Origin of the sequence: Aurantiacibacter sediminis, from assembly GCF_016019885.1 — a bacterium.
GTDB classification, from domain to species: domain Bacteria; phylum Pseudomonadota; class Alphaproteobacteria; order Sphingomonadales; family Sphingomonadaceae; genus Alteraurantiacibacter; species Alteraurantiacibacter sediminis.
This window is the reverse complement of the sequence record NZ_JAEANY010000001.1, coordinates 779,962-792,475: the sequence shown is the minus strand read 5'-3', so window position 1 is coordinate 792,475 and position 12,514 is coordinate 779,962. Positions and strand designations below refer to the sequence as shown.

Sequence of the window (12,514 nt, the reverse complement as noted above, 5' to 3'; positions counted from 1 at the left end):
GGCTATGGACCCCTCAAAAATCCGAAAGTGAAAATTGGACTTGTCGTTGAGAGAGGCATCTAGGCCCGCGAGGTGACACTTTATTTGCGGTTATGTGACGCTATGGAGAATCGCCGGACGCCGCATCTATCTATCTGGAATGAAGACGTTTTATTTATACACAGCCAGCACCGGACCTCATTCCCCGGCCCAATATTTCAGATTTGTGACAATGTGACAGTTTTGTTGCAGTCGATCTCTTCGCAGGCCATAAAGTGGCCAGAACTCAAGGAGAGAGAGATGTTTGCAACGCTGGTTTTGGCACCCCTGATGGCAGGTCAGGCTGTGACTGCGGAAATGGTCGAGCAGCAGTATGAAACGCGCGAAGTCGCTTTCGAGCAGCTGATTGAAGGCGATGCCGCTGCGGCAGTGACGCGTCTCGAAGCAGAGCTCGAGGCCAATCCGGGCGATCCTGCGATCCTGATTAATCTGGGCAGCGCCCATGCGCAGTTGGGCAATTACGAACAGGCAGAGGCATATTATCAGGCAGCCCGCGATTCCGATGAAGAGTATCAGCTTGAGCTCGCCAATGGCCGCTGGCTCGACTCGCGCGATGCCGCGCGTTTGGCACTCGCCAGCGTCGAGTTTGAGGCACTTGCCTCACGCTGATAGGAAACGGCGACGCGCGTCTTTCGGGAACGCATAATTAACGGGTCGGTAGGCACAAAGCCGCCGGCCCTTTTGCGTTTCTGTAGCCTTTCTCTCGCTCCCGTTAACGCTGCTCAGTAAGCGTGCTGTCCAAGCACTCTGCAACGACATTTGGCGAAGACTGTCACGTCTGTGTCATTTGTTGTAAGCATTGGCCGTACGGACCCGAGGGATTTGATGATTCTGCGTTTTGCCACCTTAATGGCCGCGAGTGTGCTGGCCGTGCTGACTGCGCCTTCCGCGCAGGCACAAGTGCTGGAAATCGGCGGCGACGGCGATGCGCGCTGGGTCGATGGCGCGGCGCAGGGGCAATATGTGAACCCGGCTGCCATTCCTGCCACGCCCGTGGCGGACGTGCCCTTAGAGATCGCCACAGCCGTGCCGGACAGCGCGATTGCCGATACGCAGCAACATGCCGCAGGCGTTCCCGCAACCTACACCGCCACCATCGCCGCTCTGGCCGCGCAATACGATCTCAGCCCGGCACTGCTGGAGGCACTCGTGTGGCAGGAAAGCCGTTGGCGCGAGAACGCGATTTCTCCGGCAGGAGCGCGCGGTCTTGCCCAGCTGATGCCTGGGACGGCGCGTGAGCTTGGGGTCGATCCGGACGATCCCTTCGCCAATCTTGAAGGCGGCGCGCGTTACCTGCGCCAGCAGCTCGATCGTTTCGACGGTGATCTCGAACTTGCCCTTGCCGCCTATAATGCAGGCCCCGCGCGCGTTGCGCGTTCAGGCCGCGTTCCGAATATTCGTGAGACACAAAACTATGTGGCGGCCATTATGGGCCGCCTATCTGACCATTCCCGGAGTTCTGAATAACAATGCAATTGCTCGCTCGCTTTTTTACCCGACTGGCTGCCTTCCTGACCGTGATGTCGCTGCCTGCTACCGCTTATGCGCAAGACCCGGCGGGTTCCGATCCGATCAACAATGCCGCCCAGTGGATGCAGGGCACGCTGCTCGGCACGCTGGCCACCACGGTTGCGGTGATGGCCGTTGCTGCAGTCGGCTTCATGATGCTGACAGGCCGGGTCAACTGGCGTTTCGGCGCGACCGTGATCGTTGGCGTATTCATCATTTTCGGCGCGGCATCGATTGTTGCCGGAATCCAGTCGGCTGCCGCCTGACGCGAGAGAGATCATGCAGCTTGTCCGTTACCCCGTTCACCGCGCGCTGACCCGCCCGCAAATGTTTGCCGGGGTGACCTATAATTACTTCATCATCAATGCATTGGTAACGGTGGAGGCCTTCCTGATCCTCAAAAGCTGGTGGATCCTGCCCATCCCCTTCATCATGCATGCCATCGGCTATTTTGCTTGTTTAAGAGAGCCGCGCTTTTTCGACCTGTGGATCACTAAGGTCAGCAAATGCCCCCGCGTAAAGAATTACAAACGCTGGGGCTGCAACTCATACGCCGCGTGATGATAATGCGGATGGGAGCAGAGACATGACGGGCACTGGGCCCAAAAACTGGCTGGGAGCCGCCGCGTGGAGCGCCAAGGAAGCGCATGCCGGCGATCGCCTGCCCTATGCGCAGCTGGTCGAACCCGGTGTCATGCTTCTGCGCGATGGGTCGCTGATAGCGGCGCTGCAGGTTCCGGGCCTGCTGTTCGAAACCGAAGATACAGAAGCGCTCAACGCCCATGCCGCGACGCGCGAAGTGATGCTGCGCAGCAATCTGGATGCGCGCTTTATCATGTATCACCACGTCATCCGCCGCCGGGTGAGCGTGGAACTCGACGCAGAATTCCCCGATCCGCTTTCCGCGCATATCGATCAGCGCTGGCGGCAAAGGCTGACTTCAGGCTCGCTCTTCGTGAACGATCAGTTCATCACTCTGGTCCGCCGTCCTGCGCGCGGCAAGGCAGGCCTGGTTGAGCGGGTGAGCAAATTCTTCCGCCGCACGCCGACGGAAGCTGAAGAGATTGACGTCAAAGATCTGCGCTCCCTGCGCGGCGCGGTCCAGTCTCTCGCAGCCAGCCTCGGCGAATATGATGCGCAGCCGCTGGGCGATTATACGGGCAATTCCGGCCACACGCATAATGAGCTGCTGGAGCTGCTTTCCGCGCTCTACAATGGCGAAATGCGCCCGGTGCGCCGCCCCGATCCGGAAGCCGATATCGGCGACATGCTCCCCTATCGCCGCGCGAGCTTCGGCCTCGATGCCATGGAGCTGCGCGGTGCGGGCGGTGTCGACTTTGCCTCGATCCTCAGCCTGAAAGATTACCCCGACGCGACCAGCCCCGGCCTACTCGATGCCATGCTGCGCCTGCCACATGAAATGGTGGTGACCGAAACCTTCGCGCCGCAGGAGCGCCAGAGCGCGCGCGAACGGATCGACCTCGCCATTCGCCGCCTTCGGAGCGCCGATGAAGAAGCGCAGGCCGAGCGTGGAGATATGCTGGCCGCGCGCGATGAGCTGGGCGCTGGCAGCGTGGCCTTTGGCGATCATCACCTCTCCGTCCTCGTGCGGGAGCGTGACCTCGCGCGGCTTGACGATGCAACTGCGTCTATCGCTGCAAGCCTCGCCGATACGGGCGCGATTGCCGTGCGTGAAGACACCAATCTGGAGCCCGCCTTCTGGGGCCAGTTCCCCGGTAATGAGCAATACCTCGTGCGCCGCGCGATGATATCGACGGCCAACATGGCGAGCTTCGGAAGCTTCCACGGCTTTGCGTTGGGGCAGGCGGAAGGAAATCACTGGGGCGATGCCGTCACCCTTTTGCAGACGACCAGCTCAACGCCGTTTTTCTTCAATTTCCACGATGGCGACCTAGGCAATTTCTCCGTCATCGGCCCGTCGGGTTCGGGCAAGACCGTGGTGATGAATTTCCTCGCCGCGCAGGCGCAGAAATTCCGCCCCCGCACAGTCCTGTTTGACAAGGATCGCGGTGCGGAGCTGTTCATTCGCGGCATCGGCGGCAATTACGATCGCATTTCTTCGGGACAGCCGACGGGCTTCAATCCGCTCGCCCTGCCCGATACGCCGGTCAATCGCGGCTTCCTGCGCGATTGGCTTTCCGTCCTGCTCAACGCACAGGGCCCGGAAGAAAGCGCGACAATCGCGGCTGCGGTCGATGCGGCTTATGCCAATGACAGCTCGCTGCGCCGCCTCAGGCATTTCAAGGAACTGGTCTCGGGCAGCCGCCGCCCCGAACCGGGCGATCTGGCAGACCGCCTCTCCGCCTGGATTGACGATGGCGAGCATGGCTGGCTCTTCGACAACGCGACCGACAATCTCGATCTCGAAACCCGCGTCATGGGCTTCGACATGACTGCGCTGCTGGAAAATCCCAAGCTGCGCACCCCGGTCATGATGTACCTGTTCCATCGCATCGATGAACGGCTCGACGGGCAGCCGACGATAATCCTGATCGATGAAGGCTGGAAGGCGCTCGACGATGAAGTCTTCGCCGCGCGTATCCGCGATTGGCTCAAGACCCTGCGGAAGCGCAACGCGCTGGTCGGCTTTGCGACACAGAGCGCGCGCGATGCTCTCGACAGTAAGATTTCGACCGCGCTGGTCGAACAGACTGCGACGATGCTGTTCATGCCCAATGCCAAGGCGCGGGCCGAGGATTATTGCGACGGTTTCGGCCTGACCGAGCACGAACTGGCCCTCATCCGCACCTTGCCTGCCCATAGCCGCTGCTTCCTTGTCCGCCAGCCCGATGCGAGCGTTGTGGTGCGGCTCGACTTGTCAAATGCACCTGAAGTGCTGACCATTCTTTCGGGCCGCGAAAGCAGCGTGCGGCGGCTCGACCACCTGCGCGGCAATCTTGGTGACGCGCCTGCACAATGGTATCCCGAGCTCACCAACACGCCGTGGCCCGGCCCTGATAGTCCCGACAAGAGGGAGGCGGCCGAGTGAGCTCCACCCTTGGCAGTGTGACGGCGGCATGCCAGCGCCAGATGGAAGAGGTCGGCGCCGGTATCGGCGCGTCTTTGCGCGGCGTCGATTGCGCTGCCAATGCCATGAGCGAAGCGACGTTCAACAACCTCTTCACCGAAGGCGGCTTCCTCGGCCCGACGCTCACCGCTGTCCTGACCATTTTCGTGGCGCTGCTGGGCTATGCGCTCATCACCGGCCGCACCCGCATCGGCGTTGCTTCGCTGACGCCAAAAATGGTGACGCTGGTTGCCGTGGTGACCTTCGCCACCAGCTGGTTCATTTTCCAGATTTTCTTCTACAACCTGTTCGTATGGGGCCCGGACTCGATCGCCACCGCGCTGATGGGGACCGATGGCTCCGCCACCACGATTTTCGCCGACAAGCTGGATGCGGTGATGCTCGCGCTGATGGAAGCATCGGGCGGCGATGCGATGGATGCGAACACTTCCATCTTTTCGCCACCGGGCCTGCTCTGGTCGGGCGGAACCATGTTGCTGCTTGGCACGGTCGGCGTGCTGGCGACAACCAAGATCGCGCTCGCTATTCTGATGGGTCTCGGCCCGATTTTCATCCTGACAGCCCTGTTCGAAAGCACGCGCGGCCTGTTCACCGGTTGGCTGAAAGCCGTTGTTCTGATGGCGCTCGCCCCGCTCTTCGCGGTGCTCGGCGGATCGCTGATGCTGGAACTGGCGGTGCCCGTCCTGTCCAGCCTCGCGACCACACCCGGCGAAATCGACGTGCGGCCAGCCATGGCTTTCTTCATGATTGGCGCGGTGCATCTGGCGCTGATGTTCATGGTGCTCAAAGTGCTTTCGACCATGGTGTCCGGCTGGACTGTGTTTGGCTTCGCCAATCCCGAGCGAGTTGCCGACCGCGCTGCGAATGTTGCTGCGGCTGCGAGCACACCGCAGGCGATCTCTGCCGCGATTGCCAGCACCCGGGCGCAGGACCGCGCTGGCGATACCGGAGCCCCTTCGCGCCGCGCCATTCGTGTCGCGTCGACCGTTCCGCTGCCTGCCAATGATCCCGGATCAAGCAGCACTAGCGTGCGGGAAACGCGCATCATTTCGGGCGGCCCATCCGGCTCTAGCGATGGCCCCGCCAGCTCAGCCCCTTCGCGCGCCCGCGGCATCGGCAGCCGCTTCAAATCCGCGCCCAATCGCTCCACGGAGAAAATCTGATGTTACGCGCCCTGTCTTGCAGCATTGCAGCAGCTCTGGCCTTCACCACCCTCGCGGCGCCTGCCGCCCATGCGCAGGATCCGCGCCTGTTGGAGCGGCTTTACGATCCGACGCAGGTCGTGCGCATCGAAGGCCGCACCAATGTGCAGACGACGATCCAGTTCGGCGAAGGCGAGCGGATCGAAAATGTTGCGGTCGGCAATTCCGCGACATGGCAGGTGACGCCCAGCCGCAGCGCCAATTTGCTGTTCGTCAAACCGCTGGAACCGCGCGCCGCGACCAATATGACGGTGGTGACCAATCGCCACACCTATTTGTTCGATCTGGTCGCCAATCCGGGCAATCGCACGCCGCTCTACATCCTCACTTTTACCTATCCTGAGGAATTGGTGCCCGACGACGAGACGGGCATGGCGATGACGCCGCTCCCAGAAGCCAATTCTCTCGAAATGGCTGCTGCCAATGACGATCTCGCTGTACTGGATCCGGCTGACCTCAACTTCCAGTGGTCGAGCACCGGCACTGCCGCGCTTGTCCCTGAAGAAATTTACGACAATGGCCGCGCCACCTTCTTGAACTGGCCGGAAGACCGCGCGTTGCCCGCAATTCTGCTGATGGATCGGGACGGAAACGAAGGCCCCGTCAATTACGCCGTGCGCGGAGACACGATCGTGCTCGACCTGGTGCCTGGCGAAATAATCCTGCGATCAGGTGATGACGAAGCGCGCCTTGTCAATTTCGGCATTGCGGGTGCTTTCCTCGCGGACGGCACCGCACGCGCCGATGCGGATCGGGATTGAAGGGAAATGACGCCATGAAACTCGCCATGCGAATGCCTGAAAAAGGAACCGGAGCCGACACCGATCCGCGCGAAGCGATGGACACCGCAGTCATCGATCTGGCGAGCCGGACGGGTTATCCCGTTGTCGCCAATCGCAACCCGCGCTCGGATGCGCTGGGTCTGGCAGCGGGTATCGGCTTTGTCGGAATTTTGGGCGCGGCTGTCCTTTGGGGCTTGAGTTCAAGCCGCCTTGAAGACCAGAATGCGCAGACCGCAGAGGAAGCGGGCGTTGCAGCGCCGCCGCCAGTAGCGGTCGGCGTATCGCCAGCCGACGGCTTGCCGAGCGCCAATGCTGTTTCGGCTGAAGTGCCAGCGCCAGTCGCTGCCCAAGGCGCCGTTCTGGCGCCCGCGCCCGGTGTGGGAGTGGCGCGATCACCTGCTCCTGCTGGCAATCCCTACAATTCCCCCGCACTGGTTTTCGACGGAACCGCAGCTCCCACGGCGAGCGGCGCTGCCACAGCTACAGGCGCGGCGGTGCCTCCCGCATCTGACACCGGCACCGTTCCGGGCGCAGGCGGCGCGGGTGAATTTGCCGCACGCATCGGAGGGGTCGGTGGCGGACCGGCAAGCGCGACACAGGATTTCAATCCGGCCACCACGGTGACGCAGGGAACGATGATCCCCGCGATCCTCGAAACCGCGATCAATACAGACGTGCCGGGATATGTTCGCGCGGTGGTGAGCCAGGACGTGCGCAGCCATGACGGCGCACGCGTACTGATCCCGCGCTCAAGCCGCCTCGTCGGCCAATACCAGTCCGGCCTGCAGGCAGGCCAGCGCCGCGCTTACGTGATCTGGGAGCGGGTGATCCGCCCCGATGGCGTGTCGGTGCAGCTGCGTAGCCCGGCGACCGCGTTCGATGGCACTGCAGGTCTGCAGGGCGATGTCGACAACCACTTCTTCAGCCGCTTTGGCTCGGCCATGTTGCTGTCGGTCATTGGCGGGCTGACCACCGTAGCTAGTGGCGGTGCCTCGGTTGTGCTCGGCGGCGGCCAGAGCGCGGCCAGCACCGCTTTGCAGCAGGACGGCCAGCGCCCGCCGACCATCCGGGTGCGCATGGGTGAGCCGATCCGCGTTTACACCGCGCGTGATCTTGATTTCGGCAGCGCGCCGGCGGTTCGTTGAGGATCGAGACAACGATGAGCGCAGAAGTCTACGATCTGGGCCAGGAGGCGGGCGTTACGCCGGTTTCCGACAAGCCGCTCGCTGCGGGCGGCTCGGTCTATCTCGATGCATATCTCGCGCCGTTTCGCCAATGGCTGGAGCGAGACACGGTCACCGAAATTCTCGTCAACAAGCCGGGCGAGATGTGGGTGGAGGACGCCGCTGTGCCGGGTCCGATGCAGGGAATTGAGCTTGCCGCGATTGACGACAAGCTGGTGCAGCGCCTCGCCGAGCAGGTCGCGCGGATCAGCCACCAAGGTATCAACCGCGAGCATCCCCTGCTCGGCGCGACGCTGCCGGATGGCGCGCGCATCCAGTTTTGCGGGCCGCCTGCCACGCGCAAGCATTGGGCCATGGCTATCCGGCGTCACCGCAGGCTCGACCTGACATTGGACGCTTATGACGCAGGCGCGCTCGCACCGCCCCAGCAGCCAGAACTGCCCGATGCCCAGGCCGAGCCGATCGCTTTCCTCCGCGCTGCCATCAAGGCGCGCAAGACGATCCTGATTTCGGGCGGCACCAGCACCGGCAAGACAACCTTCCTCAACGCCATGCTGGCTGAAATTCCCCGCGACGAGCGCGTCGTGCTGGTGGAGGATACGCCTGAACTCAAAATACCGGGTGCCAATGGTGTTGGCCTGGTGGCCGTCAAAGGCGAGCTTGGCGAAGCGAAAGTCACGGCTAATGAGCTGTTGCAATCGGCCCTGCGCTTGCGGCCTGACCGGATCGTATTAGGCGAGCTGCGCGGTGCAGAAAGCGTCAGCTTCCTGCGAGCCATCAACACCGGCCACCCGGGCAGCTTCTCGACTATTCACGCGAACTCCCTGCGCGGCGCACTGGAGCAGTTAAGCCTGATGGTCATGCAGACCGGCATCGGCCTCACCCGCTCGGACACGATCGCCTACGCCGCGAGTGTCATCGATGTGATCGTGCAGCTTGATCGCACCAATGGCAAACGCGGGATCAGTGCGATTGCCGAAGCGCACAAATTGGCGGACAGCTGGGCCTGACGCGGCGAAATGTGACTCGGCGCGCTGCTGTCTTGCGTAGCGGCGATAGACGCGCCACATGACACGCATGGCGAGCGATCCGAACCTGCCCCCCACCGCTGCCAATGATGGCGAGACAATCGGCGCGCCGATGAGCGCGGAAGATCGCTATTTCAATCGCGAATTGTCATGGCTCGCGTTCAACGATCGCGTGCTCGAAGAAGCCAATAACGAAGCCTACCCGCTGCTGGAACGGCTGCGCTTCCTGTCGATTTCCGGCAGCAATCTCGATGAATTCATGATGATCCGCGTTGCCGGCCTGATTGGTCAGGTGCGCAGCGGCGTTTCGGAGACCAGCATCGATGGCCGCACGCCGCGCCAGCAATTGAGCGCCATCAATTCGCGGGTGGATGAGCTGGAGCAGGCGCAGCAACAAGCTCTCGCGACCCTGAGGCCGCTGCTTGAAGAAGAAGGCATCCATATTACCGGCGAAGACCGGATCGACGATGAAGCGGAAAGCTGGCTGCGCGCCTATTTCCTCGATCACATCATGCCGGTCATCACGCCGCAGGCGCTCGATCCGGCGCATCCCTTCCCTTTCGTGGCGAATGGCGGAATCGGCGCACTATTCAATCTGAAGCGCCAGGGCACCGGCAGCAAGCTCATCGAAATGGTGCTGATCCCCAGCGCCCTGCCCCGCTTCATCCGCATACCGGGCGATGAAGCGATTTACGTAGCCATAGAGCGGCTCGTCTGCCGCTACGCCGATTTACTGTTCCCCGGTTTCGAAGTGCTAGGCGACGGTGTGTTCCGCGTGCTGCGGGATAGCGACATCGAAATCGAGGAAGATGCCGAGGATCTGGTGCGCCTGTTCCGCAGCGCCATCCAGCGCCGCCGCCGCGGGCAGGTCATCATGCTTGAAATCGATGAGAGCTTCGATCCCGAAGCCGAGGAATTGCTGCGCGAGAAGCTTGGCTTGAGCCAAGCGGCCATTGCCACCACCGAAGGCATGCTGGGCATTTCCGGCCTGTCCGAGGTGGTCGAGGAAGAGCGGCCTGATCTTAAGTTCCCCAGTTATTCGCCGCGCTATCCAGAACGCGTGCTGCAACATGACGGAGACCTGTTCGCCGCTATCGGAGCGAAAGACATCATCATCCACCACCCCTATGAAAGTTTCGAAGTGGTGGTCGATTTCCTGCGTCAGGCAGCTGCCGATCCCAAAGTGGTCTCGATCAAGCAGACGCTGTATCGCGCAGGCAACCAGCCGACCCTGATCAACGCGCTGATCGAAGCCGCGGAGGCCGGCAAATCCGTCACCGCCGTGGTCGAACTGAAAGCCCGTTTCGATGAGGAGCAAAACCTCAAATGGGCAGGCGAGCTGGAACGTGCCGGCGTTCAGGTCATCTACGGTTTCATCGACATGAAGACCCACGCCAAAGTAAGCATGGTGGTGCGCAAGGAAGACGAAGGCGTCCGCACCTACTGCCATTTCGGCACCGGCAATTATCACCCTGTCACCGCGCGCATTTACACCGATCTGTCCTATTTCACCGCTGATCCCGCGCTCAGCCGGGATGCGGCGAAACTTTTCAATTTCGTCACCGGCTATGTCGAACCGCAAAGGATGGAGCGCCTCGCAATCAGTCCACTGACGCTGGACGATACGATAATGGCGAATATCGACAATGAGATCGCCCTGGCGCGCGAAGGCAGACCTGCGACCATCTGGATGAAGATGAATTCGCTCACCGAACAGGCGATGATCGACAAGCTTTATGAAGCGAGCCAGGCGGGCGTCGATGTGGTGCTGATTGTGCGCGGAATCTGTTGCCTGCGCCCGGGCGTACCCGGCCTTTCCGAGAATATCTCGGTCAAATCCATTATCGGCCGTTTCCTTGAACACAGCCGTATATACGCCTTCGGCAATGGCGAGCCGATGCCGGGTGACAAGGCCAAGGTGTTCATTTCCAGCGCGGACCTGATGGAACGCAATCTGCATCGACGGGTTGAAGCCCTTGTGCCAATCATCAATCCCACCGTACACGATCAGGTCCTCGACCAGGTGCTGCTCGCCAATTTGCTCGATACCCAGCAAAGCTGGCTCCTCGATGGTGAGACGGGGGATTACGAGCGGGTGGAGCACGATACAGAGGGCTTCAACTGCCACGAATACTTCATGACCAACCCATCCTTAAGCGGGCGCGGCGAAGCCCTGAAACAGGGCGGCGTACCCAAGCTCACTCTGCGCAAAGAGACACAATGAACGGCGTAGCGGCGAAGCGGGGCAAAGTGATGATTGAGCGGCCAGACCGGGCCGTGATCGACATCGGTTCCAATACCGTACGGCTTGTCATCTATTCCGGCCCGCCGCGTGCCTCCAATGTCTGGCTTAATGAAAAAGTCACCGCGCGGCTTGGCCGTGATCTGACCGCCACTGGTCTAATACCGCAAGAAGCGGAGGATCTGGCGCTATCTGGTCTCGAACGCTTCGCCGCCATAATCGACGATCTGGGCGTCACGGATGTGGCGGCTGTGGCAACTGCCGCCGCGCGCGAAGCCGAGAATGGCCCGGAGTTTATCGCGAAAGTCCGCGCGCTCGGCATTCATCCCCGCGTCCTGTCCGGCGTGGAAGAAGCGACGACCTCTGCCTTTGGTGTTATTGGCGCGTTCCCGGGCGCTCGCGGAATTGTGGCCGACATGGGCGGCGGCAGTCTTGAACTTGTCGCGGTTGAAGACGCTGCCTGTCACGATGGCATCAGCCTACCGCTCGGCACTTTGCGTCTGCCCGCGCTGAGGGCCGACGGCGGTGCCAGCTTCGATGAAGCAATCACAGCGCATCTTGCCGATGCCAAGTGGGCGAAAGAGCAGGACGGCAATCTCTACCTCGTCGGAGGAACGTGGCGCGCGCTCGCGAGCTACGCCATGCACAAGCAGGATTACCCGCTGACCGATCCGCAGGCGTTCTGCATGTCTCCGCAAGAGGCGGATGCGACTGCCGCCGAATTGTCAGAAGCCAATCCCGATGACCTCACATCCATTTCCGGCATTTCGTCCAGCCGCGCTTCCGGTTTGCCCGATGCTGCCGCCATGCTGCGCGTCATCATTGCAGAACTGCAGCCGGAGGCACTGGTCATTTCCGCCTGGGGCATTCGCGAAGGTTTGCTGTTCGAACAGTTGAGCACGGTCGCCCGCAAGCAGGATCCGCTGCTGTCGGCTGTCACGCATTTCACCACTCCGCGCGGAGCGGATATAACCAATGCCACCCTCACTGCAGCCTGGACCGCAGAAGCTGTCGACGGACGCAACCGCGGCAGCGAGCGGATCCGCTTGGCTGCGACTTTGCTCACACAGGCCGCGGCGCGGATCGAGCCGAACCTGCGCCTCGCCCATTCGGTGGATTGGGCGCTTGAGAAACGCTGGCTGGGGCTCGACCATACGGGCCGTGCCATGATCGCCCAGTGCCTGCGCGCAAGCTGCGGCTCGCCTAAGATCGTGGACGAGTACACACGGATGGCGAGCGAAAAGCAGCTCCATCGCGCCTCCGCTTGGGGCCTCGCCAATCGCCTCTGTCGCAAGATCGGTGCCGGCACGCGCATTTCACTCACCGGCAGCGCATTGCGGCGGGAAGACGATACGCTCGTTCTGCGTTTCGATGAAAGCCGCGCCTATCTGATGGCCGATACTGTGGAATCGGAGCTCGCCAATCTGGCCGAGTGGCTGGAACTCGATCATCGCATGACAGTGGGCTTGAGCTAGCTCA

11 protein-coding genes are annotated in these 12,514 nt (G+C 61.8%); all 11 read left to right on the top strand.

Features of this window, described 5'->3' with window-relative positions; genetic code table 11:
* Positions 1 to 309: 309 nt before the first annotated feature.
* The 11 genes from I5L03_RS04095 (at position 310) to I5L03_RS04045 (ending at position 12,510) form a co-directional block, all read left to right on the top strand.
* Positions 310 to 648 carry a tetratricopeptide repeat protein gene (locus tag I5L03_RS04095; protein ID WP_197920422.1) on the top strand — a complete coding sequence of 113 codons (339 nt, stop codon included), beginning with the start codon at positions 310 to 312 and terminating at the stop codon, positions 646 to 648.
* Between the two features lie 216 nt (positions 649 to 864).
* A complete protein-coding gene (locus I5L03_RS04090) occupies positions 865 to 1,506 on the top strand; it encodes a lytic transglycosylase domain-containing protein (protein WP_197920421.1) in 642 nt (213 codons plus the stop codon).
* A gap of 2 nt (positions 1,507 to 1,508) precedes the next feature.
* The gene (locus tag I5L03_RS04085) at positions 1,509 to 1,814 is read left to right on the top strand and encodes a TrbC/VirB2 family protein (protein ID WP_197920420.1); all 306 of its coding nucleotides are present in this window, start codon (positions 1,509 to 1,511) and stop codon (positions 1,812 to 1,814) included.
* 13 nt (positions 1,815 to 1,827) lie between these two features.
* Positions 1,828 to 2,109 (top strand): type IV secretion system protein VirB3, encoded by a 282-nt coding sequence (locus tag I5L03_RS04080; protein WP_197920419.1) that lies wholly within the window; start codon positions 1,828 to 1,830, stop codon positions 2,107 to 2,109.
* A 25-nt stretch (positions 2,110 to 2,134) separates the two neighbouring features.
* A complete protein-coding gene (locus I5L03_RS04075; RefSeq protein WP_197920418.1) occupies positions 2,135 to 4,558 on the top strand; it encodes a VirB4 family type IV secretion/conjugal transfer ATPase in 2,424 nt (807 codons plus the stop codon).
* On the top strand, positions 4,555 to 5,760 hold the full coding sequence (locus I5L03_RS04070; protein ID WP_325100074.1) for a type IV secretion system protein: 1,206 nt from the start codon (positions 4,555 to 4,557) through the stop codon (positions 5,758 to 5,760). Before I5L03_RS04075 ends, I5L03_RS04070 begins: the two co-directional genes overlap by 4 nt.
* On the top strand, positions 5,760 to 6,560 hold the full coding sequence (locus tag I5L03_RS04065; RefSeq protein WP_197920417.1) for a TrbG/VirB9 family P-type conjugative transfer protein: 801 nt from the start codon (positions 5,760 to 5,762) through the stop codon (positions 6,558 to 6,560). Before I5L03_RS04070 ends, I5L03_RS04065 begins: the two co-directional genes overlap by 1 nt.
* 32 nt (positions 6,561 to 6,592) lie before the next feature.
* Positions 6,593 to 7,726, top strand: coding sequence for a TrbI/VirB10 family protein (locus I5L03_RS04060; protein WP_325100073.1), 1,134 nt, complete (start codon positions 6,593 to 6,595; stop codon positions 7,724 to 7,726).
* A 14-nt stretch (positions 7,727 to 7,740) separates the two neighbouring features.
* A complete protein-coding gene (virB11, locus tag I5L03_RS04055) occupies positions 7,741 to 8,775 on the top strand; it encodes a P-type DNA transfer ATPase VirB11 (RefSeq protein WP_197920416.1) in 1,035 nt (344 codons plus the stop codon).
* Positions 8,776 to 8,842: 67 nt separating this feature from the next.
* Positions 8,843 to 11,017, top strand: a complete 2,175-nt coding sequence (locus tag I5L03_RS04050) for an RNA degradosome polyphosphate kinase (RefSeq protein ID WP_407647599.1) — start codon at positions 8,843 to 8,845, stop codon at positions 11,015 to 11,017.
* A complete protein-coding gene (locus tag I5L03_RS04045; protein WP_197920414.1) occupies positions 11,014 to 12,510 on the top strand; it encodes a Ppx/GppA family phosphatase in 1,497 nt (498 codons plus the stop codon). Before I5L03_RS04050 ends, I5L03_RS04045 begins: the two co-directional genes overlap by 4 nt.
* Positions 12,511 to 12,514 lie beyond the last annotated feature (4 nt).

Excerpts from the sequence above, each read along its gene's own strand:
- I5L03_RS04095 (WP_197920422.1), top strand. The coding sequence starts at position 310 with ATGGCAGGTCAGGCTGTGACTGCGGAAATGGTCGAGCAGCAGTATGAA.
- I5L03_RS04090 (WP_197920421.1), top strand. The coding sequence starts at position 865 with ATGATTCTGCGTTTTGCCACCTTAATGGCCGCGAGTGTGCTGGCCGTG.
- I5L03_RS04085 (WP_197920420.1), top strand. The coding sequence starts at position 1,509 with ATGCAATTGCTCGCTCGCTTTTTTACCCGACTGGCTGCCTTCCTGACC.
- I5L03_RS04080 (WP_197920419.1), top strand. The coding sequence starts at position 1,828 with ATGCAGCTTGTCCGTTACCCCGTTCACCGCGCGCTGACCCGCCCGCAA.
- I5L03_RS04075 (WP_197920418.1), top strand. The coding sequence starts at position 2,135 with ATGACGGGCACTGGGCCCAAAAACTGGCTGGGAGCCGCCGCGTGGAGC.
- I5L03_RS04065 (WP_197920417.1), top strand. The coding sequence starts at position 5,760 with ATGTTACGCGCCCTGTCTTGCAGCATTGCAGCAGCTCTGGCCTTCACC.
- I5L03_RS04060 (WP_325100073.1), top strand. The coding sequence starts at position 6,593 with ATGCCTGAAAAAGGAACCGGAGCCGACACCGATCCGCGCGAAGCGATG.
- virB11 (WP_197920416.1), top strand. The coding sequence starts at position 7,741 with ATGAGCGCAGAAGTCTACGATCTGGGCCAGGAGGCGGGCGTTACGCCG.
- I5L03_RS04050 (WP_407647599.1), top strand. The coding sequence starts at position 8,843 with ATGGCGAGCGATCCGAACCTGCCCCCCACCGCTGCCAATGATGGCGAG.
- I5L03_RS04045 (WP_197920414.1), top strand. The coding sequence starts at position 11,014 with ATGAACGGCGTAGCGGCGAAGCGGGGCAAAGTGATGATTGAGCGGCCA.